This is a genomic window from Actinoplanes sp. NPDC021490 (assembly GCF_055562135.1).
On the sequence record NZ_JBVHFW010000028.1, the window covers coordinates 35,476 to 59,713 of the forward strand.

2 protein-coding genes and 1 pseudogene are annotated in these 24,238 nt (G+C 73.9%); all 3 read right to left on the bottom strand.

Going from position 1 to position 24,238, the window contains the following annotated elements:
- Positions 1-13: 13 nt before the first annotated feature.
- The gene (locus ACZ3I4_RS46200) at positions 14-862 is read right to left on the bottom strand and encodes a 3-hydroxyacyl-CoA dehydrogenase family protein (RefSeq protein WP_465388538.1); all 849 of its coding nucleotides are present in this window, start codon (positions 860-862) and stop codon (positions 14-16) included.
- Positions 855-10,661, bottom strand: a pseudogene (locus ACZ3I4_RS46205) (SDR family oxidoreductase); the annotation flags it as partial. The gene ACZ3I4_RS46200 and the pseudogene ACZ3I4_RS46205, both read right to left, overlap by 8 nt.
- A gap of 70 nt (positions 10,662-10,731) precedes the next feature.
- On the bottom strand, positions 10,732-24,210 hold the full coding sequence (locus tag ACZ3I4_RS46210) for a type I polyketide synthase (RefSeq protein WP_465388539.1): 13,479 nt from the start codon (positions 24,208-24,210) through the stop codon (positions 10,732-10,734).
- Between the last annotated feature and the right edge of the window lie 28 nt (positions 24,211-24,238).

A 24,238-nucleotide genomic window follows, 5' to 3' on the forward strand; every position in this document is an offset into this window, starting at 1 on the left:
GGTCCATGCCCTTTCAGCGGTAGTCGAAGAAGCCGCGGCCGGTCTTGCGGCCGTGCTCGCCGTCGCGGACCTTCTGCAGCATCAGCTCGCAGGGGTCGCATTCGGGGTCGCCCGTACGGTCGTGGAGCACGACGAGCGAGTCGACGAGGTTGTCGATGCCGATCAGGTCGGCCGTGCGCAGCGGTCCGGTGCGGTGGCCGAGGCAGCCCTCGAGCAGTCCGTCCACGGTCTCGGCGGAGGCGACACCCTCCTGGACGAGCCGGGCCGCGCGGTTGATCAGCGGGTGCAGCAGCCGGTTGATGACGAAGCCCGGCGCGTCGTTGACCACCAGCGCGTCGCGGCCCAGCTCGGTCAGCAGCGAGGTGACCGCGGCCATCGTGGCGTCGCTGGTGCCGGTGCCGCGGATGACCTCGACCATCTTGATCATGTACGCCGGGTTCATGAAGTGGACGCCGACAAGCTCGTCGCCGCGGGTGACCCAGCCCGCCATCTCGTCGACCGGGATGCAGGAGGTGTTGGAGATGAGCAGGGTGCCCGGGGCGACCAGGCCCGAGACCTCGGTCAGCACCTTCTGCTTGACCTCGGTGACCTCCACGACGGCCTCGATGACCGTGGTGGCGCCGGACGCGTCGGCCAGGGACGTGGTGGTGGTCAGCGCGCCGCGCGGCCGGCCGGCCGGGAGCACGTCCATGAGCTGGGCGTGCTTGACCTTCTGGCGGATCGTACGGGCCGCCGTGGTCAAGATCCTCTCGTCGATGTCGACGAGGGTGACGTCCACGCCGTGCCCGAGGGCCAGCGCGGTGATGTTGGTGCCCATGACTCCGGCGCCGATCACGGCGATCGTTCTCTGACGGTCAGTCATCGTTTGCGTCCTCCATGAGGGTGTCGAGCCAGGATTCGACGGCCTGCGCGGTGGTGGCGGCGTGCGAGGCGATCATCGTGAAGTGGTCGCCCGGCACGACCACATTGGTGATGTCGCCCGAGAAGCCCCAGGGGGCGTCGATCGCGCCGTCCTCGCCGGGTGTGGTGCCGGGTTCGCCGGCGTGCCGGATCATCAGCGTCGGCACGCCGTCGATGAACGGCAGGTGGCTGCGCCAGTCGTAGTCGTAGTAGTGGGCGAGCGCGGTCAGCCAGTCGTCGCCGCCGATGCCGCCCGCGTCGATGCCTTCGGCGTTGTTGGTCAGCACGGCGGCCGGGAGCACGCCGATGATCTCGTCGGGGACGCCGGCCATCTGCGGGGCGAAGCTGTCGATCAGCACCATCGCCGCGGGCGGCCGGCCCCGCTCGGTCAGGCGGGCCGCCAGAACCTGCGCGATCAGCCCGCCGGACGAGTAGCCGACCAGCACGTACGGGCCCAGGTCCTCGGTGGCCAGGAAGCTCTCGGTGCACAGGTCGAGCAGCGCCGTCGGATCGGCCGCGACCGGCTCGCCCGGGGTGTAGCCGGGGATCACCGCGGCCACGACGTGCCGTGGGGTGCCGAAGCCCTGCACCAGCCGGGCGAACTCCTGGGCGTGGGCGCTGGCCCCGAACGACGGCAGGCAGACCAGCGTGGGCCCGTCCGAGCCCGCCGGGCGCCGGGTCAGCCCGACCAGCGGCGGGATCGTGGCCAGCTCGGCCGCGCTCGTGAACGACGGCCGGAAGTGGGCCAGACTGGTGATCATGCGCATGGCGTCGACGCCCTTGCCCTCGCGCAACGCCCGCATGTAGAGGGTGGCCAGCTCGTTCTTCTCCTCCTCGGCGGTGTCCAGGGAGAAGCGGGGAGTGGCCCGCTTGTCCTCGTCCGACCGGCCCGGGTCGCCGGTGACCCGCTCGTGCAGATAGGCGGCGGCCTCGGCCGGTGTGGGGTGGTCGAAGATGAGCGGGCCGGTCAGGCGCAGGCCGGTGGCCTGGGCCAGCCGGTTGCGCAGCTCGACCGCGGACAGGGAGTTGAAGCCCTGCTCGAGGAAGGTGGCGTCGGGCTGGATCGCCTCGGCGTCGTCGTAGCCGAGGACGTCGGCCGCGTGTTCGCGCACGATGCCGAGCAGGACCGCCTGCTGTTCGGGCACCGACGACAGGGTGGCGAGCCGGGCGGCCAGCCGGCCCGCGGCCGAGGAGGCCAGGGCCGTGTCCTCGACGTCGTCCTCGGGGTTGAGGACACGCTGGGCGTCGGGCAGCACGGCCAGCAGCGGGCTGGGCCGGTGCAGCGTGTAGAGGGTGGCGAACTGCGGCCAGTCGACGTCGGCCACGACCAGCCGGGTCTCGTCGTCGTCCAGGGCCTGGGCCAGTCCTTCGAGACCGCGCTCGGGGTCCATCAGCGGCAGGCCGGTGCCGGTGAGCAGGCTCTCGGCCTGTCCCACGGCCATGCCGCCGCCGCCCCAGAGGCCCCAGGCCACCGAGGTGGCGGCCAGACCGCCGGCCCGGCGCCGTTCGGCCAGGGCGTCCATGGCCGCGTTGGCCGCGCCGTAGCCGCCGAGGTACGCGCTGCCCCAGATGGCCGCCCCGGACGAGAACATGACGAACGCGTCCAGGTCGAGGTCGCGTTCCACGGAGAGCTCGTGCAGGGTGAGCGCGCCGCCGACCTTCACGGCGGCCGCCTCCTCCAGGCCCTCGGCGGTCAGGTCGGCGATCCGGGCGCCGTGGCCGATGCCGGCCGAGTGAACCACGGTCGACACCGCGGGCCCGGTCGCGGTCAGCTGGTCGAGCAGCGCGCCGACCGCGGGCCGGTCGCCGACGTCGCAGGTGACGACGTCGACCGCGCTGCCCAGCGCGGCCAGTCCGGCGGCGACCGAGGCGACGTCCGGGGCGGACGGCCCCGAGCGGCTGGTCAGCACCACCCGCGGGGCGCCGCGCTCGGCCAGCAGCCGGGCGGTGCAGGAGCCGATCCAGCCGGTGCCGCCGGAGATCAGGGCGGTTCCCTTCGGCCGGTACGAGCCCTGAGCCGTACGGGGAGCACGAACCAGACGCCGCCCGTACGCACCAGAGGTTCGCAGCGCGACCTGGTCCTCGGTGCCGGCCGCGAGGATGCCGGCCAGCCGGGCGCCCGTGGTGGCGTCGAAGTTCTCGGGCAGGTCGACCAGACCACCCCACTGCTTGGCGTTCTCCAGGCCCGCGGTCTGACCCAGGGCCCACGCCTGAGCCTGGGCCAGGCTCGGCACCTCGCCCGGCGTGGCGGCGACCGCGCCCCGGGTGAGGACCCAGACCGGGATCACCAGGCCGCTGTCGACCACGGCCTGGATGACGGCGGTGGTGGCGGCCAGCCCGGCGGGCACGCGGCCCGCGCCGGGCAGCGGAGTCTCGTCCAGGGCCTGCAGCGAGAGCACGCCGGCGATGTCACCGGCGCCCCGCAGGACGTCGGCCAGCGTGGCCCGGTCGGCGGTCTCGATGTCGAGCACGCGGATGTCCATGCCGCTGTCCCGCAGGGCGCCGGCCACTTCGGAACCCGAGCCGACGACCAGCCAGGTGCCGGTGGGTACCGGACCGGACGGCGAGTCGAGTTGTTCCCAGGTGATGCGGTAGCGCCAGTCGGCGACCACGTCGGTGACGGCGGGGGCGGCGAACTTGGGCCAGTAGCGGCGGTGCTGGAAGGCGTACGTGGGAAGGTCGGCCCGGGGCGCGGCGGGCAGCACGGCGGTCCAGTCCAGCGGCAGGCCGTTGACGAACGCGGTGCCGAACGAGCGCAGCAGCCGCTCCGCTCCCCCGTCGTCCTGGCGCAGGGTGTCGACCAGCACGGGTGCGGGCACGTCGGTGCGCTCGGCCAGGCCTTCCTCGATGGCGGTGAGCAGCACCGGGTGGGCCGAGACCTCGACCCAGCTGCGGTGCCCGGACGCGGTCAGGGCCTGGACGGCGTCGGCGAAGCGGACCGTGCTGCGAACGTTGGCGTACCAGTAGGCCGGGCCCAGTTCGGTGCCGTCGACGACCCGTCCGTGCACTGTGGAGAAAAACGGGACCTCACCCGGCCGGGGTTCGATGCCGGCGAGCAGTCCGGGCAGGGTGGCCTCGAGGGGTTCGCAGAGGCGGGAGTGCGCGACGAAGTCGGTCACCGGCACCCGCCAGCGCATCGCCTTGCGCTTGCGCAGCACCCGCTCGAATTCGGCCAGGGCGGCCGGGTCGCCGGAGACGACCGTGGCCGCGGGCGAGTTGACGGCGGCGATGGAGAGCCGGTCGGCGAACGGTTCGAGCAGTTCCCGTACGCGGGCCACCGGCAGGACGACCGAGAGCATGCCGCCTTGCAGGCCCAGGCCGGTCAGTGCGTGGGCCCGGACGGCGACGACCCGGGCCGCGTCGGGCAGGGAGAGCGCGCCGGCGACGGTGGCCGCGGCGATCTCGCCCTGGGAGTGGCCGACGACCACGTCGGGACGTACGCCGGCCTCGGCCCAGACGGCGGCCAGCGACACCATGACCGCCCACAGCATCGGCTGCAGGACCGCGGCGCCGTCGAGGTCGTCGCCGGCCAGCACCTCGTACGGGTCCCAGGACACGTGCGGGCGCAGCGCGGCGGCGCATTCGGCGAAGCGGGCCGCGAACACCGGCGACTCGGTCAGCAGCTGACGGCCCATGCCGGCCCACTGGCTGCCCTGGCCGGGGAAGACGAACGCGGTCCGGCCGCGGCCGCCGGTGGGGATCGCGCCGACGGCGACCAGCGCGTCGGGGCGGTCCTCGGCGACCGCGCCGAGCCGGTCGGTGAACGACGCGTGGTCGGTGCCGATGACGACGGCCCGGTTGGCGAACGTGCTGCGGCGGGTGGCCAGGCTGTAGGCCACCTCGGCCGGGGTCGCGTCGAAGACGTGCGAGCGCAGCCGCTCGGCCTGTCCGCTCAGGGCCGCCGGGCCACGACCGGACAGCGGCCAGGCCGTGACGCCGACGCCCGGGCTGAGCAGGGATGCCTTCGCGGGCTGCTCGACCGGCGCGGCCGGGGGCGCCTGCTCGATGACGACGTGCGCGTTGGTGCCGCTGATGCCGAAGCCGCTGATGCCGGCCCGGCGCGGGGCGCCGTCGAGGGTCGTCCACGGCCGGGCCTCGGTGAGCAGCCGGACCGCGCCCGACTCCCAGTCGATCTCGGAGGACGGCTCGGTGACGTGCAGGGTCTGCGGCAAGACCCCGTGCTGCATGCCGAGCACCATCTTCATGATGCCCGCGACACCGGCGGCGCCCTGGGCGTGGCCGATGTTCGACTTGATCGAGCCGAGCCAGACCGGGCGGTCGTCGGGGCGGTTCTGCCCGTACGTGGCCAGGACCGCACCGGCTTCGATCGGGTCACCCAGGACGGTGCCCGTGCCGTGCGCCTCGACCACGTCGACCTGGTCCGGGGTGAGGCCCGCGGAGTCGAGGGCGGCCCGGATCACGCGCTGCTGGGACGGGCCGTTGGGGGCGGTGAAGCCGTTGGACGTGCCGTCGGAGTTGACGGCGGATCCGCGGACGACGGCCAGCACGGGATGCCCGAGGCGGCGCGCGTCGGACAGCCGCTCGACGGCCAGGATTCCGGCGCCCTCGCCCATGCCCATGCCGTCGGCGGTGGTCGAGAACGCCTTGCAGCGGCCGTTCTCGGAGAGCCCGAGGGCCGCGCCGAAGCCGAACGCGCCCGAGTCCGACATCACGGTGACGCCGCCGGCCAGGGCCAGATCGCACTCGCCGGTCCGCAGCGACTGGGCGGCCAGGTGCAGGGCGACCAGCGAGGCCGAGCAGGCGGTGTCGATGGTGAGCGACGGTCCTTCCAGGCCCAGCACGTACGAGACGCGGCCGGAGAGCACCGCGCCGCCGTCGCTGACCGGGGTGCTGTCGAGCACGCTGTCCTCGCTGGCCACGACGGCCGACGTGTAGAGCTGCATCCAGCCGCCGACGAACACGCCCGTACGGGAGCCCTTGAGGGTGCCGGGGTCGATGCCTGCACGTTCCAGGGCTTCCCAGCAGGTCTCGAGCAGCAGCCGTTGCTGCGGGTCCATGGCCAGCGCCTCGCGGGGGCCGATGCCGAAGAACGACGGGTCGAAGTCGCCGGCCTCGTGGACGAAGCCACCCTCCTGCCCGTACACAGTCCGCATGTCCCAGCCTCGATAGGCGGGGAAACCGCTGATCGCGTCGGTGCCGTCGTGGAGCAGTTTCCACAGCAGCTCGGGGGTGACCGCGCCGCCGGGCAGCCGGCAGCCCATGCCGACGATGACGATCGGGTCGTCGTCCGCGGGCGCGGGGCGGCGCACGGCGACCGGCGCGGCGGCCGCAGTGGGTGCGCCGAACAGCTGGCCGGCCAGGTGGACCGAGAGGCCGGTGACCGACGGGTAGTCGAAGACCACAGTGGAGGGCAGCCGCAGGCCGGTCAGCTCGCGCAGCCGGTCGCGCAGGGCGACCGCCATCACCGAGTCGAAGCCCATGTCGCGGAACGCCTCGTCGGGGTCGATGTCCTCGGCGTCGGTGTAGCCCAGGGCGACGGCCGCCTCGGAGCGCACGGCGTCGACGAGGGCGGACTCGCGGTCGGCGGGCGGCAGGGTGGCCAGCCGGCGCGGCAGCTCGGCGCCGTCGGTGCTGTCGAGGGAGGCCGCGTCCTCGTTCAGGATGCGCAGCGCGTCGGGCAGAGCCGCGAGCAGCGGGCTCGGCCGGTGCAGTGTGTAGACCGGCACGAAACGGTCCCAGTCGATGTCGGCGATGGCGATCAGGCCGTCGCCGTCGTCGAGCGCCTGGGCCAGGCCGGTGATGCCACGCTCGGGGGCCATCGTGCGCATGCCGTTGCCGTTGAGCTGGTCGCCCGCGTCGCCGGCGCCCATGCCGCCGCCGCCCCACAGGCCCCAGGCCACCGAGGTGGCGGCCAGCCCGGCCGCGCGGCGGCGCTCGGCCAGCGCGTCCAGGGCGCCGTTGGCGGCGGCGTATCCGGCCAGCAGGCCGCTGCCCCACGTGGCCGCACCCGACGAGAACAGCACGAAGGCGTCCAGGTCGAGGTCGCGCTCCAGGCAGAGCTCGTGCAGGTGGACGGCGCCGCCGACCTTCACCGCGGACGCCTCCCGCAGGCCGCCCGCGGTCAGCACGACGACCGGGGCGCCGTGGCCGACGCCCGCCGAGTGGACGACGGTGGACAGTTGCGGTCCGGTCGCGGCGATCCGGTCGAGCAGCTCGCCGAGGGCCCGGCGCTCGCCGACGTCGCAGGAGACGACCTCGGCCGTGCTGCCGGCGCCGGCCAGCTCGGCCGTGAGTGTCGCGACTCCGGCCGCGGCCGGGCCGGAGCGGCTGGCCAGCACCACCCGGGGCGCGCCCCGCCCGGCCAGCAGCCGGGCCGTGCGTCCGCCGATCAGGCCGGTGCCGCCGGTGATCAGGGCGGTGCCGCGGGGTGCGAACGTGCCGTCCGTGGCCGCCGCGGGTCGCGGGGCCCGGACGAGCCGCCGGGCCAGGGTGTCCGGGCCGCGCAGCGCGACCTGGTCCTCGACCGCCGGGCCGCCGGCCAGCAGCGCGGCCAGCCGGTCACCGGTGGTCGCGTCGAGCTCGGCCGGCAGGTCGATCAGGCCGCCCCACTGCTGGGCGTGCTCGAGGCCGGCCGTCTGGCCGAGCGCCCACGCCTCGGCCTGGGCCACGCTCGGCGTCTCGCCGGGCCGGGCGGCGACCGCGCCGCGGGTCAGCACCCACAGCGGGGCGTCGACACCGGCGTCGATCAGGGCCTGCAGGAGGGCCGTGGTGCCGGCCAGCCCGCTCGGCACGGTCTCGTGGCCCGGTAGCGGCGTCTCGTCCAGGGCCAGCAGCGAGACCACACCGGTGACGTCGCCGTTGGCCCGCACGATGTCGGTCAGGGTGGCGCGGTCGGCGGTCTCGATGTCGAGCACGCGAACGTCGACTCCGCTGTCCCGCAGCGCGCGGGGCACGTCGGGGCGGGCTCCGCGGTCGACGACCAGCCAGGTGCCCGCGGGCACGGCGGGCGGCAACCCGGTGACGGGCTCCCACGCGATGCGGTACCGCCAGTCGGCCACGCCGTCGCGGATGGTCCGGAGCACCGCGTCGGGGAACGTGGGCCAGTAGTGACGATGCTGGAAGGCGTAGGTCGGCAGCTCGATCCCGCGGCTTTCCGTCCCGTACGGGAGCAGGGTCGTCCAGTCGACCGGGACACCGCGCACGTAGGCCTCGGCGAACGAGGTCAGCAGCCGGTTGGCGCCGCCGTCGTCGCGCCGCAGCGTGCCGACCACGACCGCGTCGACGGTGTCGGTGATGGCGGGCGTGAGCACGGGGTGCGGGGAGATCTCGAGGAAGACGCCGTGCCCGCTCGCGGCCAGGGTGCGGATGGCCCGGTCGAATTCGACGGTCTCGCGCAGGGACGCGTACCAGTAGTCGGGGGTCAGCTCGGGGCCGGCCAGCATGGCGCCGCTCATCGCCGAGATCATCGGGATCCGGGCCTCGCGGGGCTCGATCCCTTGCAGGACAGTGAGGATCTCGTCGCGCAGCTCGTCGACGTGGGCGCTGTGCGAGGCGTAGTCGACCGGGATCATGCGGTGGCGGACCTCGTCGCCGAGCCAGCCCGCGAGTTCGTGCAGCAGGTGCGTGTCACCGGAGACAACTGTCGCGTTCGGGCCGTTGACCGCGGCGATCGACAGCTCGGGGGTGAGCCGGGCCCGCACGGTGTCGGCCGGTTCGGCGATCGACAGCATGCCGCCCCGGCCGGCCAGCGCGGTCAGCGTCCGGCTGCGCAGGGCCACGACCTTGGCCGCGTCCTCCAGCGACAGGATCCCGGCCACGGCCGCGGCGGCGATCTCGCCCTGCGAGTGGCCGACGACCGCGTCCGGCTTGACCCCGGCCGCCTCCCACACGGCGGCCAGCGAGACCATGACGGCCCACAGCGCGGGCTGCACCACGTCGGCCGAGGCGAAACCGTGCCGGCGCTGCAGGACGTCGTCGATCTGCCAGTCGACGTACGGGGAAAGCGCCTCGGCACACTCGTCGAGACGGGCCCGGAAGACCGGGGACACCTCGGCCAGCTCGCGGCCCATGCCGATCCACTGACCGCCCTGGCCCGGGAAGACGAAGACCGTGCGGCCCAGGCCGGTCGAGGGCACCTCGCCGGTGACGACGCCGATGCCGGGCTGGCCGGTGGCCACCGCGGCCAGACCGGCGGCCAGGTGCGAGTGGTCGCTGCCGAGCACGACCGCGCGCCGCTCGAAGGTGCTGCGGGTCGTGACGAGTGCGTGGGCCAGACCGGGCAGCGACCGGCCGGGACGGGCCAGCACGTGCTCGCGGAGCCGGCCCGCCTGCTCGGCCAGGGCCGGGCCGGAGCGGCCGGAGACCGGGAACGGGAGCGTGGCGACGCTGTTCAGCACCGGGGTGTCCACCGGTGTCACGACCGGGGGCTCCTCGGCGGGCGCCTCTTCGAGGATGACGTGCGCGTTGGTGCCGCTGATGCCGAACGCGGAGACACCGGCGCGGCGGGGCTGCTCGCCCGCGGGCCAGTCGGCCGCCTCCTGCAGCAGGCTCACGTTTCCGGCCGACCAGTCCACATGCGGGGTCGGCTCGGCGGCGTGCAGCGTGGGTGGCACGACGCCGTGCCGCATGGCCAGCACCATCTTGATGACACCGGCGACACCGGCGGCCTGCTGGGCGTGCCCGATGTTCGACTTGATCGAGCCGAGCAGCAGCGGACGGTCGGCCGGGTGGCCCTGCCCGTACGTGGCCAGCAGCGCCTGCGCCTCGATCGGGTCGCCCAGCGTGGTGCCGGTGCCGTGCGCCTCGACCACGTCGACGTCGCCGGTGGTGAGGCGGGCGTTGGTCAGCGCGGCCCGGATGACCCGCTGCTGCGAGGGACCGTTGGGGGCGGACAGCCCGTTGGAGGCGCCGTCCTGGTTGACCGCGGTGCCCCGGATGACGGCGAGCACCTGGCGGCCGTGGCGGCGGGCGTCGGAAAGCCGTTCGAGGACGAGCATGCCGGCGCCCTCGGCCAGGCCCATGCCGTCGGCGTCGGCGCTGAACGCCTTGCAGCGGCCGTCGGAGGCGAGCGCGTTCTGCTGCGAGAAGCCGACGAACTCGCCCGGGTTGACGATGACGGTCACGCCGCCGGCCAGCGCGAGCGAGCTTTCGCCGGTGCGCAGCGATTGGATGGCCAGGTGCAGCGCGACCAGCGACGACGAGCAGGCGGTGTCGACCGAGACGGCCGGGCCGATCAGTCCGAGGGCGTACGAGACCCGGCCGGACAGCACGCTCATCGCCGTGCCGGTGATGAGGTGCGCCTCGGAGCCGGAGATGTCGCCGCCCGAGGTGGCGTAGCCGGACGGCGCGGCCCCGGCGAACACCCCGGTCGCGCTGTCACGCAGGTCGGCCGGGTCGATCCCGGCCCGCTCGATCGCCTCCCACGACGTCTCCAGCAGCAGCCGCTGCTGGGGGTCCATGGCCAGCGCCTCGCGCGGGCTGATCCCGAAGAACGCGGCGTCGAAGTCGCCCGCCCCCGAGATGAACCCGGCCTGGCCCACGGTGCTGGTGTTGGTCGCGTCCGGATCGGCGTCGAGCAGGGACTCCAGGTCCCAGCCGCGGTCGGCCGGGAAGCCACCGACCGCGTCACCGCCCGCGGCCAGCAGCTTCCACAGGTCCTCGGGGTTGCGGACCCCGCCCGGGTAGCGGCAGGCCATCCCCACGATCGCGATCGGTTCGCGTTCCCGCTCCGTCACCTCACGCAGGCGGGCTCGCGTGGTGCGGAGCTTCGCCGTGGTCTGCTTGAGGTAGTCGAGGAGTTTGTCCTCGTTCTGCATGGCGCTATCACCCTTCGACCTGGTGCGGGAATGGGTTTCGGGACCGACGGAGAGGTCAGTCGAAATCGGGGTCGTCGAGCTCGTCGGCGAGAAGATCGAACATCTCGTCGGCGGTGGCGTCGTCGAGCGCGCGCTCGTCGGCGCCCTCGTCGTCTCGGAGACCCCGGAAACGCTGTGTGAGCGCCTCCAGACGGGCGACGATCTCGGCCCGGGCCGTGTCGTCCGGTGCGGTGAGGCCGGCCGCCAGGCGCTCGAACTCGTCGAGAACCGCGGTGTGGCCCACCAGCTCGGTGCCGGACACCTGGGTCAGCAGGAAGTCGGCCATCGCCTCGGGGCTCGGGTGGTCGAAGACCAGGGTCGCCGGCAGCCGTACGCCGGTGACGCCGATCAGCCGGTTGCGCAGCTCGACCGCGGTCAGCGAGTCGAAGCCGAGCTCGCGGAAGGCCCGGGTGGCCACGATCTCGTCGACGGTGTCGTGGCCGAGGACGGCCGCCGAATGGGTGCGGACCAGCTCGACCAGCGTGTGCCTGCGCTCGCCGGCCGGCATGGCGGCCAGCTGCGCGGCGAACTCGCTGCGCTGGTCGCCGGCCGCGGGCGGCGCCACCTCGTCCCGCGCCTCGGGGATCGTGTCGATCAGCGGGCGCGGCCGCGAGGCACAGAAGACCGGCGCGAACTTGTCCCACTCGACGTCGGCCAGGACGATGAACGTCTCGTCGTCCGACAGGACCTCGCCGAGGGCGTTGAGGGCCTTCTGGGTGTCGAGGAAGTTCATGCCCTGACGCAGCAGGCGGTTCGGTGTCACGCGGCCCGGCGCCTGGTCCATCGCCGCGTCCACCGCGTTCCAGTCGCGGGTGTTCCAGACGCCCCAGGCGATCGACGTGCCGGGCAGGCCCCGGGCGCGGCGGTCCTCGGCCAGGCCGTCCAGGAACGAGTTGCCGGCCGCGTAGGCGCCGTGGTCGTTGCTGCCCCAGGTGGCCGAGATCGACGAGAACATCACGAACTCGTCCACGTCGAGGGCGGCAGTGGCCTGGTCGAGGTGGACGGCGCCGGCCGCCTTGGCCCCGAGCGCGGCGGCCAGTCCCTCGACATCGGTGTCCTCGAGCCGGGCCAGGAACGGGGTGTTGGCCGAATGCAGGACCGTGGACAGGCCGGGGCCGGACTCCTCGATCCAGGCGACCATGCCGTCGACCTGCTCGCGTTCGGCCAGGTCGCAGGAGACGACCTCGACGGCGGTGCCGGCCCCGGCCACGGTGGCGGCCAGACCGGCCAGACCCGGCGCGGACGGGCCGGATCGCGAGGTCAGCACGACACGGGCGGTGGCGTGGTCGGCCAGCCACGGTCCGATGCAGACGCCGATCGATCCGGTGCCGCCGGTCAGCAGCACGGTGCCGCGCGGCGACCAGGTCTCCGGCTCGGCCGGGCGGGTCTCGGCCCGGACCAGACGGCGCAGGAAGACACCGGAGTCACGGACGGCGACCTGGTCCTCGTGACCCCCGGAGAGGATCTTGGCGAGGCGGGCGCCGGCGGTGGCGTCGATCCGGGCCGGGAGGTCGATGAGGCCGCCCCAGCGGTCGGGGTGTTCCAGGCCGACCGCGCGGCCCAGGCCCCAGAGCTGGGTCTGCTCCGGGCTCGTGGTGACCTCGTCGTCGCAGGTCTGGACGGCGCCGCGGGTGAGCACCCACAGCGGGGCCGGGATCGCCGCCTGCACCAGCGTCAGCGTGTCGGCGGTGCCGCGCGGCACCCACGGGTAGTCGGGGTCGGGCGAGCTGTCGAAGCCCAGCAGCGACACGACACCGGTGACGCCGGCCGGTGCGTTCGCGATGTCGTCCAGCGACGTCCGGACCACCGTGGCGCCGTGGGCGGTGAGCGCGTCGGCGATCTCGGGGGCGTCGGGGCTGTCGCCGACCAGCAGCCAGGTGCCGGTCAGGGCGGACGGGCCGGTCTGGGCGCCGAGCTGCCAGGTGATGCGGTAGCGCCAGTCGTCGACCGACAGGGAACGCTCGACGGCGGGGGTCTCGGGCCAGAAGCGGCGGCGCTGGAAGGCGTAGGTGGGCAGGTCGACTGTGGCGCCGCCACCGATCAGCGCGGCCCAGTCGACGGTGACACCGCGGACGTAGGCCTCGGCGAACGAGGTCAGCAGGCGGCCGGAACCGCCGTCGTCGCGGCGCAGCGTGCCCACGGCCGGGGCGTCGAGGGCCGGGAGCAGCACCGGGTGCGGCGAGACCTCGACGAAGACGCCGTGTCCGAGGGTGGTGACGGCGCGGTCGAACTCGACGGTCTCGCGCAGCGACGAGTACCAGTACTCCGGTGTCATCTCGGGGCCGCTGAGCCATTCCCCGGTGAGCGAGGAGATCATCGGGATCCGGTTGTCGCGGGGCTGGATGCCTTGCAGGACGGTCAGGATCTCGTCGCGCAGCTCGTCCACGTGGGCGCTGTGCGAGGCGTAGTCGACCGGGATCATCCGGTGGCGCACCTGCTCGCCCAGCGAGTCCGCGAATGCCTGCAGGGCTTCGATGTCACCGGAGACAACGGTGGCGTTCGGGCCGTTGATCGCGGCAATCGAAAGCTTCCCCGCGTACGAATCCGCGGGCGTGGCGTTGAAGCGCGCTCGCACGGCGTCGGCGGGCTCGGCGATCGACAGCATGCCGCCCCGACCGGCCAGCGCGCGAAGCGTCTTGCTGCGCAGGGCGACCACCTTGGCGGCGTCGTTCAGGGACAGGATCCCGGCTACGGCCGCCGCGGCGATCTCGCCCTGCGAGTGGCCGACCACGGCGTCCGGCGTGACACCGGCGTCCTCCCACACCGCCGCGAGCGACACCATCACAGCCCACAGCGCGGGCTGCACCACGTCGGCGGCCTCGAACCCGTGCCGGCCCTGGAGAACATCGTCGAGCTGCCAGTCCACGTACGGGGAAAGGGCCTCGGCACACTCCTTGAGGCGCGCCTGGAACACCGGTGACATGAGATCGCGGCCCATGCCGATCCACTGACTGCCCTGACCCGGGAAGACGAACACAGTCTTGCCCACGCCGTCGGGAGCGACCGAACCGGTGACGACCCCGGGGGCGGGCTGGCCGGTGGCCACCGCGGCCAGTCCGGCCGCGTCGGCGTGGAGCACCACGGCGCGGTGCTCGAGGGCGGCGCGGGTGGTCGCGAGCGACCAGGCGATGTCACCAGGATCAGCCGCGGGGTGGGCCAGCACGTGTTCCCGGAGCCGGCCGGCCTGCCCGGCGAGCGCCGCCGCGCTGTGCCCTGAGAGGACCCACGGCGTCGCGGACTCGATCCGCGGCTGCGGCGGCGGTCCGTCGATGGCCGGAGCGGCCGGGGCCTCCTCCACGATGATGTGGACGTTGGTGCCGCTGACCCCGAAGGCCGAGACACCGGCGCGGCGCGGCTGGCCGGTGGCCGGCCAGGACACCTGGTCCTGCAGGAGCCGGACGTTGCCCGAGTCCCAGTCGATGTGCGAGGACGGGGTCTCGGCGTACAGGGTCCTGGGCAGGGATTCGTGTTGCAGAGCCAGGACCATCTTGATGACACCGGCGACACCGGCGGCGCACTGGGTGTGGCCGAAGTTGGACTTGACCGAGCCGAGCCACAGCGGCTGGTCGTCGGGGCGGCCCTGACCGTAGGTGGCGAGCAGGGCGTGGGCCTCGATCGGGTCGCCCAGGGTGGTGCCGGTGCCGTGCGCCTCCACGGCGTCGACGTCGGTCGCGGTGAGCTTGGCGTTGGCCAGCGCGGCCCGGATGACCCGCCGCTGGGCCGGGCCGTTGGGGGCGGCGAGGCCGTTGGAGGCGCCGTCCTGGTTCATCGCGCTGCCGCGGATGACCGCGAGCACTTCATGGCCGTTGCGCTCGGCGTCGGACAGGCGCTCGAGCAGCAGCATGCCGGAGCCCTCGCCCCAGCCGATCCCGTCGGCCTCGTCGGAGAACGCCTTGGATCGGCCGCTGGAGGCCATGCCGCCCTGCTGGGCGAACTCCATGAAGGCCCCGGGCGAGATCATCACGGCGACCCCGCCGGCCAGGGCCATCGAGCACTCCCCCGCACGCAGGGCCTGCGCGGCCTGGTGCAGCGCGACCAGCGACGACGAGCAGGCCGTGTCCACGGTGACCGCCGGTCCGGTCAGGCCCAGGCAGTACGAGATGCGGCCGGAGGCCACGGCCGAGACCGTGCCGATCAGGCGGTAGCCGTCCAGAGTCTCGTCGTCGACCGGGAGCACGTTGCTGTAGCCGGAGAAGTTGGCCCCGACGAACACGCCGGTCGGCGAGCCGTGCAGCGAGCGCGGGTCGATGCCGGCGCGCTCGATCGCCTCCCACGAGGTCTCCAGCAACAGGCGCTGCTGGGGGTCCATGGCCAGGGCCTCGCGCGGGCTGATCCCGAAGAAGCTCGCGTCGAACTCGGCCGCGTCGTAGACGAAACCACCCTGACGGCGGTACGCGTCGCGCCGGCCGGACGGGTCGTCGTAGATCTCCCAGCCGCGGTCGGCCGGGAAGCCGCTCACCGCGTCGGTGCCGTTGCTGACCAAATCCCAGAACTGGTCGGGTCCGGTGACCCCGCCGGGGTAGCGGCAGCCGATGCCGACGATCGCGATGGGTTCACCCAGCGCGGCCGCGACGACCTGGACCGTCTCCTGGGCCGGCGCCGTGCCGGCGAGTTCGCCCCGCAGGTGCTCGGCCAGCGCGGCGGCGTTGGGGTAGTCGAAGACCAGCGTCGAGGGCAGCCGCACGCCGACCGCCTCGGCCAGGCGGTTGCGCAGCTGCACCGCGCCCGCCGAGTCGAAGCCGAGGTCCTTGAAGGCGCGCTGCGGCAGGACGTCGTCGGCCGAGTCGTAGCCGAGGACGGCGGCGGCGTGACCGCGTACGAGGTCGGTCAGGGTCTGCTGTTGCTCGGGAACCGGCATGCCGGCCAGGCGGGTGGACCATTCGCTGCCACCGGCGGGTGCGGGGTCGGCCGGCTCCCCGGCGTCGCGCGCCTCGGGCAGGTCGGCCAGCAGCCGGCTCGGGCGGTGCATGGTGTAGGTGGGCACGAAGTCGGGCCAGTCGAAGCCGGCCACCACCATGGCGCCCTCGTCGGCGTCGAGCACCTGGCCGAGGGCCAGCATGCCGCGTTCGGCGTCGATGCCCTCCATGCCGAAGGTGCGCAACCGCTCGCCGCCCTCACCAGCGGCCATGCCGACACCGGCCCAGAGACCCCAGGCGATCGAGGTCGCCGGGAGGCCGCGGCTGCGGCGGTCGTCGCAGAGCGCGTCCAGGTGGGCGTTGGCCGCGGCGTAACCGGCCAGGCCGCCGCTGCCCCAGACACCGGCGCCCGACGAGAACAGCACAAAGGCGTCCAGGTCGAGGCCGGCGGTCAGCTCGTCGAGAACCGTGGCGCCGCCCGCCTTGGCGGCGAGGATGGTGGTCAGGTCGGTCTGGGTCAGCTCGGCCACCGGCTTGCGGCCGCCCACCCCGGCCGCGTGCATCACCGAGGACAGGTCGTCGATCCGGTCGAGCAGGGAGCCGGCCGCGGCGCGGTCGGCGATGTCGCAGGCGACCACGTCCACGGTGGCGCCGAGACCGGCGATCGACGCCGCAAGTTCCGGCACCCCAGCCGCGGCGGGACCGGAGCGGCTGGTCAGCACCACGTTCGGGGCGCCACGCCGGGCGACCCAGCGAGCGGTGATGGCACCCACGCCTCCGGTGCCACCGGTGATCAGAACCGAGCCTCGCGGCGACCATGTCTGCCGGGTCATCGGGCGGCCGGCCCGGACGAGCCGCCGCGCCAGCACGCCGCTCGGGCGCACGGCGACCTGGTCCTCGCCCGTAACACCGGCGAGCACGGAGGCAAGGCGGGAAGCAGTACGGCTGTCGAGCTCGGGCGGCAGGTCGATCAGGCCACCCCAGCGGTCCGGGTGTTCGAGCACGGCGACCGCGCCCAGACCCCATACCTGCGCCTGCACCGGGTCGGACGTGTCACCGGTGGCAGCGCGGACGGCACCGCGAGTCAGCACCCATAGCGGGGCCGTGACATCGAGACGGCCGAGCATCTGCACCACGGCGACCGTCCGGGCCAGACCCGACGGCAGCAGCACCACACCGCTGAGTGCGGTCGCGCCGGCCAGGGCCTGACCGACCTTCTCGACGGCGGCCCGGACGACGGTGGCGCCGTGCGATTCGAGCACGGTGGTGATCTCGGCGGCCGGGAGTTCCTGGCCGATGACGAGCCAGGTTCCGGCCAGAACGGCGGCGGACTCGGTCACCGGGGCCCACGAGATGCGGTAGCGCCAGTCGGCGACCGCGGAGTCGGCGCGCTCGCGGCGGCGCCAGTCGGTGAGGGCGCCCAGGGTGGTGTCGTCCCGGTCCACGCCGAGCAGCTCGCTCAGGGCGGTGGAGTCGCCGGCCTCGACGGCGCTCCAGAAGCCCGCCTCGGCTCCGGTGGCCCCGGCCTCGTCCGTACGGGAGGTGTCGAGCTCGGGCCAGTAGTGGCGGTGCTCGAACGCGTAGGTGGGCAGATCGACGACCGTCGCGCGGTCCAGGACGGCGGCCCAGTTCACTTCGGCGCCGCGCACGAAGGCCTCGGCGAACGAGGTGAGCAGGCGGTCGGCGCCGCCCTCGTCGCGGCGCAGCGTGCCGACCACGATGGCGTCGGCGCTGTCGCTGATGGCCGGGGTGAGAACCGGGTGCGGTGAGACCTCGATGAAGAGGCCGGCGCCGAGGGTCTGCACGGCGCGGTCGAACTCGACGGTCTCGCGCAGGCTGGCGAACCAGTACTCCGGTGTCATCTCCGGGCCCGACAGCCACTCCCCCGTGAGCGCGGAGATCATCGGAATCCGGGTGTCGTGCGGCTGGATGCCTTGCAGGACGGTGAGAATCTCGTCGCGCAGCTCGTCCACGTGGGCGCTGTGCGAGGCGTAGTCGACCGGGATCATCCGGTGGCGGACCTGCTCGCCCAGCGAGTTCGCGAACGCCTGCAGGGCATCGATGTCACCGGAGACAACGGTGGCGTTCGGGCCGTTGACCGCGGCGATCGAAAGCTCCGGGGTACGACGTGCGGGCTCGGCGTCGGCGGGATCGGAGTCCGGGCGCCTCACCGGCGCCGTGTTGGCGAGCCAAGCGTCAAGACGCGCTCGTACGGCGTCGGCGGGCTCGGCGATCGACAGCATCCCGCCCCGGCCGGCCAGGGCGCCCAGGGTCTTGCTGCGCAGCGCGATCACCTTGGCCGCGTCGTCCAGCGACAGGATCCCGGCCACCGTCGCCGCGGCGATCTCCCCCTGCGAGTGGCCGACGACGGCGTCCGGCGTGACACCGGTGGCCTCCCACACGGCGGCCAGCGACACCATCACGGCCCACAGCGCGGGCTGCACCACATCGGCGGCCTCGAACCCGTGACGGCCTTCCAGGACATCGTCGAGCTGCCAGTCCACGTACGGGGAAAGGGCCTCGGCGCACTCGGACAGCCGCGCCCGGAACACCGGTGACATCTCGGCCAGCTCGCGACCCATGCCGATCCACTGACTGCCCTGGCCCGGGAAGACGAAGACCGTGCGGCCGGCGCCGCCCGGGGCGACGCTGCCGGTGATGACGCCGGGGGCGGGCTGGCCGGTGGCCACCGCGGCCAGACCGGCGGCGCCGGTGCCGAGCACGACGGCGCGATGCTCGAAGACCGAGCGGGTGGTGGCCAGGGACCAGGCCACGTCACCGGTGTCCAGGGCGGGGTGGGCGAGCACGTGCTCGCGCAGGCGGCCCGCCTGACCGGCCAGGGCGGCGGCGCTGCGGGCGGAGACGGGCCACGCGGTCACCGGTGTCCCGGCGGCGAGGACGGGCAGCCCCGGCTCGGTCACCGGTGACTCGGGGGCCGGGACGGGCGGCGCTTCCTCGACGATCAGGTGGGCGTTGGTGCCGCTGATGCCGAACGCGGAGACACCGGCGCGGCGCGGGCGGGCGCCCGGTGTCCAGTCCACCGTCTCCTGCAGCAGCCGCACGTTGCCGGTGTCCCAGTTGACGTGGGTCGACGGGGTGCCGGCGTGCAGCGTCCGGGGAAGGGTGCCGTGCCGGAGGGCGAGGATCATCTTGATGACACCGGCGACACCGGCCGCCTGTTGCGAGTGGCCGATGTTCGACTTGACCGAGCCCAGCCAGAGCGGCCGGTCGTCGTGGCGTTCCTGCCCGTAGGTGGCCAGCAGCGCGCCGGCCTCGATCGGGTCACCCAGTTCGGTGCCGGTGCCGTGCGCCTCGACCACGTCGACGTCGGCCGCGGAGAGCTGGGCACTGGCCAGGGCGGCCCGGATGACGCGGCGTTGCGCGGGACCGTTGGGCGCGGAGAGCCCGTTGGAGGCGCCGTCCTGGTTGATCGCGCTGCCGCGCACGATGCCGAGGACGGTGTGGCCGTTGCGGTGGGCGTCGGACAGTCGCTCGAGCATCAGCATGCCCGCACCCTCGGCCATGCCCATGCCGTCGGCCGTGTCACCGAAGGCCTTGCACCGGCCGTCGGAGGCGAGCGCCCGCAGCCGGGAGAAGCCGACGAACTCGGCCGGGTCGGCGATGACGGTGACCCCGCCGGCCAGCGCCATCGTGCACTCGCCGGAACGCAGCGCCTGGGCGGCCTGGTGCAGGGCGACCAGCGATGACGAGCAGGCGGTGTCCACGGTGACGGCCGGGCCGGTGAGGCCGAGCGTGTACGACACCCGGCCGGACAGCACGCTCAGCGCGTTGCCGGTGATCAGGTGGGCCTCGCCGCCGGGAACCGTGGCCCCGGTGGCGATGTAGCCCGACGAGGCGGCGCCGACGAAGACACCGGTGGCACTGCCGGACAGCGAGCGCGGGTCGATGCCGGCCCGTTCGATCGCCTCCCACGAGGTTTCCAGCAGCAGACGCTGCTGCGGGTCCATCACCAGGGCCTCGCGCGGGCTGATGCCGAAGAAGCCGGCGTCGAAGTCCGCGGCCCCGGTGAGGAAGCCGCCCTCGACGACGTAGGTGGAGCCCTCGGCGTCCGGGTCGGGGTCGAACAGCTCCTCGGCGTTCCAGCCGCGGTCGGCCGGGAAGTCACCGATGGCATCGCCGCCGTCGACCAGCAGCTGCCACAGCTCGTCGGGGGTGCGCACGCCGCCCGGGTAGCGGCAGGCCATGCCCACGATCGCGATGGGTTCGGCCGTGCCCGCCGCGACCGGGACGATCTCGTCGGGGGTGCTGCCGAACAACTCGGCCAGGATCTCGTCGGCCAGGGCGGAGGCGCTGGGGTGGTCGAAGATGGCGGTGGCGGGCAGGCGGACTCCCGCGGCCGTGTTGAGGCGGCTGCGCAGCTCGACGGCGGTGAGCGAGTCGAAGCCGAGCTCGCGGAAGGCCCGGGTGGCCACGATCTCGTCCACGGTGTCATGGCCGAGGACGGCCGCCGCGTGGGTGCGGACGAGCTCGACTACCGTGCGGCGACGCTCGGTGGCCGACATCCCGGCGAGCCGGGTGGCGTACTCGCCGCGGGTGTCCTCCCGGGACGGGGCCGGAGCGACTTCCTCCTGCGCCTCGGGGATGGTCTCGATCAGCGGGCGTGGGCGGGAGGCGCAGAAGACCGGCGCGAACTTGTCCCACTCGACGTCGGCCAGAGCGATGAACGTCTCGTCGTCGGCCAGGATCTCGCCGAGCGCGTTGAGGGCCTTCTGGGTGTCGAGGAAGTTCATGCCCTGGCGCTTCAACCGGTTCGGCGTCACGCGGCCGGGCTCCTGGGACATCGCCGCGTCGACGGCGTCCCAGTCGCGGGTGTTCCACACGCCCCAGGCGATCGACGTGCCGGGCAGACCCCGGGCGCGGCGGTCCTCGGCCAGACCGTCCAGGAAGGAGTTCCCGGCGGCGTACGCGGCGTGGTCGTTGCTGCCCCAGGTGGCCGAGATCGACGAGAACATGACGAACTCGTCCAGGCTCAGCCCGGCGGTCGCCTCGTCGAGGTGGACGGCGCCGGTGGCCTTGGCGCCGAGGGCGGCGGCCAGTCCGTCGCGGTCCGTGTCGTCGAGCCGGGCCAGGAACGGGGTGTTGGCCGAGTGCAGGACCGTGGACAGGCCGGGGCCGGAGCCCTCGATCCAGTCGACCATGCCGGTGACCTGGTCACGGACGGCGAGGTCGCAGGAGAGGACGTCGACTCCGGTGCCGGCTGCGGCGACCGTGGCGGACAGGCCGGCGACGCCCGGAGCGGACGGGCCCGACCGGGAGGTCAGGACCACGCGACCGGTGTCATGCTCGGCCAGCCACGGTCCGACGCACACGCCGATCGAGCCGGTGCCGCCGGTCAACAGCACGGTGCCGCGCGGACTCCACGGCGCGGGCTCGGAGCGGCGGCCCTCGGCGCGGACGAGCCGGCGCAGGTAGGTGCCGGACGGGCGTACGGCAACCTGGTCCTCCACGCCGTCGGCCAGAGCGGCGGCCAGCCGGGCGCCGGCCCGGGGGTTCCAGGCCGGGGGCAGGTCGATCAGGCCGCCCCAGCGCTCGGGGTGTTCGAGGCCCACCGTGCGGCCGAGGCCCCACACCTGGGTCTGCACCGGGCTGGTCGTCACCTCGTCACCGGTGACTTGCACGGCGCCGCGGGTCAGCACCCACAGCGGGGCGGTGGCGCCGAGCCGGCCCAGGGTCTGCACCAGCTCGACCGTGCCGGCCAGGCCGCGGGGCACCAGCGGGTGTCCGGTCAGCGGCGTCTCGTCCAGGGCGAGCAGCGACACGACACCGGTCAGCTCGGCAGCCAGGGCGGCGTCGAGCCGGTCGGCGCTCGTGGTCATGATGACCTCGGCGCCGTGGTAGGTCAGGGTCTGGGCGAGCAGGTCGGCATCGGGTCCCCGGCCGACGATGAGCCAGGTGCCGGTCAGGCCGGTCGGGCCGCCGTCGGCCGCGAGCTTCCAGGTGATGCGGTAGCGCCAGTCGTCCACGGACAGGGTGCGTTCGGCCGCGGGCGCGTCCGGCCAGTAGCGGCGGCGCTGAAACGCGTACGTGGGAAGGTCGATGGTGTTGCCGCCGCCGATCAGCGCCGCCCAGTCGACGGCGACGCCGCGCACGTACGCCTCCGCGAACGAGGTCAGCAGGCGGTCGAGGCCGCCGTCGTCGCGGCGCAGCGTGCCGACCGCCTCGGCGTCGATGACCGGGGTGAGCACCGGGTGCGGCGACACCTCGACGAAGACGCCGTGGCCGAGGGCCTGCACGGCCCGGTCGAACTCGACGGTCTCGCGCAGCGACGAGTACCAGTACTCCGGTGTCATCTCGGGGCCGGTCAGCCATTCGCCGGTCAGCGAGGAGATCATCGGGATGCGGGTCTCGCCGGGCTGGATGCCGTGCAACACGGTCAGGATCTCGTCGCGCAGCTCGTCGACGTGGGCGCTGTGCGAGGCGTAGTCGACCGGGATCGTGCGGTGGCGGACCTGCTCGCCCAGCGAACCGGCCAGCTGTTGCAGGGCGGCCGTGTCACCGGAGACAACCGTGGCATGGGGGCCGTTGACCGCGGCGATCGACAGGCCCGGGGTGAGGCGGGCCCGCACGGTGCCGGCAGGCTCGGCGATCGAGAGCATGCCGCCCCGGCCGGCCAGCGCGGTCAGGGCCTTGCTGCGCAGCGCGATCACCTTGGCCGCGTCGTCCAGGGAGAGGATCCCGGCGACGGCGGCCGCGGCGATCTCGCCCTGGGAGTGGCCGACGACCGCGTCGGGCGTGACACCGGCGTCCTGCCAGACGGCGGCCAGCGACACCATGACGGCCCAGAGGGCGGGCTGCACGACATCGGCCGACTCGAAGCCGTGCCGGCCGGCCAGCACGTCGTTCAGCTGCCAGTTCACGTACGGGGAAAGGGCTTCGGCGCATTCGGCCAGGCGTGCCTTGAAGACCGGGGAGTCGAGGTCGCGGCCCATGCCGATCCACTGGCTGCCCTGGCCGGGGAAGACGAAGATCGTCTTGCCGGCGCCGTCGGGCGCGACGGCACCGGTGACAACGCCCGGCGCGGGCTGGCCCGTGGCCACCGCGGCCAGGGCGGCCGGGTCGGCGGTGAGGACCACCGCGCGGTGCTCGAGGGCGGCCCGCGTCGTGGCGAGGGACCACGCGATGTCACCGGCGGCCAGGCCCGGGTGGGCCAGCACGTGCTCGCGCAGCCGGCCCGCCTGGGCGGCGAGGGCGGCGGCGCTGTGCCCGGACACGACCCAGGCCGGCGCCTGCTGCGAACCCTCGACCGGGGCGGGCGCAGCCGGGGCCTCCTCGAGAATGACGTGGACGTTGGTGCCGCTGACCCCGAACGCCGACACTCCGGCCCGGCGCGGCTCGTCGCCCGCGGGCCACTGGATCGGCTCCTGGAGCAGGCGGACGTTTCCGGAGTCCCAGTCGACGTGCGAGGTGGGCGTCTCGGCGTACAGGGTGCGGGGAAGCTCCTCGTGCCGCAGCGCCATGACCATCTTGATGACACCGGCGACACCGGCGGCGCACTGGCTGTGGCCGATGTTCGACTTCACCGAGCCGAGCCACAGCGGCCGCCCGTCCGGGCGTTCCTGCCCGTACGTGGCCAGCAGCGCCCCGGCCTCGATCGGGTCGCCCAGGGTGGTGCCGGTGCCGTGCGCCTCGACCGCGTCGACCTCGGCCGCGGAGAGCTGGGCGTTGGCCAGCGCGGCCCGGATGACCCGGCGCTGCGCGGGCCCGTTGGGCGCGGAGAGCCCGTTGGAGGCGCCGTCCTGGTTGGCCGCGCTGCCCCGGATGACCGCGAGCACCTGGTGGCCGTTGCGCTGCGCGTCGGACAGGCGCTCGAGCAGCAGCATGCCCGCGCCCTCGCCCCAGCCGATGCCGTCGGCGTCCTCCGAGAACGCCTTGGAACGGCCGCTGGAGGCCATGCCGCCCTGCTTGCCGAATTCCAGGAACGCGCCCGGGGAGACCATGACGGCGACGCCGCCGGCCAGCGCCATCGAGCAGTCGCCGGAGCGCAGCGCCAGCATCGCCTGGTGCAGGGCGACCAGCGACGACGAGCAGGCCGTGTCCACGGTGACCGCGGGCCCGGTCAGGCCCAGGCAGTACGAGATGCGGCCCGAGGTGACCGCCGAGACGTTGCCGATCAGCCGGTAGCCGTCCAGGGTGCGGTCGTCGGCGGGCAGGCTGGAGTCGTACCCGGCGTGGCTGGCCCCGACGAAGACACCGGTGACCGAGCCTTCGAGCGACCGGGGATCGATGCCGGCCCGCTCGATCGCCTCCCACGAGGTCTCGAGGAGAAGCCGCTGCTGCGGGTCCATGGCCAGGGCCTCGCGCGGGCTGATGCCGAAGAAGCCGGCGTCGAATTCGGCCGCGTCGTAGACGAAGCCACCCTCGCGCCGATAGGTGCCGAGCCCGTCGAAGGCCTCCCACCCGCGGTCGGCCGGGAAGCCGCCCACCGCGTCGGTGCCCGCGGCGACCAGGTCCCACAGCTGTTCGGGACCGGTGACACCGCCCGGGTAGCGGCAGCCCATGCCGACGATGGCGATCGGCTCGCGGGCGCCGGACTCCAGCTCCCGCACGCGTTCCTTTGCCTCGTAGTGGTCGGCCGCCAGCTTCTTGAGGGCGTCGAGCAGCTTTTTCTCATCGGCCATGGTGGTGGTTCCTCCCCGACGTCGCCTT

What these genes read in the sequence shown, in the direction of transcription:
- ACZ3I4_RS46200 (WP_465388538.1), bottom strand. Translation starts at nt 862, where the DNA reads ATGACTGACCGTCAGAGAACGATCGCCGTGATCGGCGCCGGAGTCATG.
- ACZ3I4_RS46210 (WP_465388539.1), bottom strand. Translation starts at nt 24,210, where the DNA reads ATGGCCGATGAGAAAAAGCTGCTCGACGCCCTCAAGAAGCTGGCGGCC.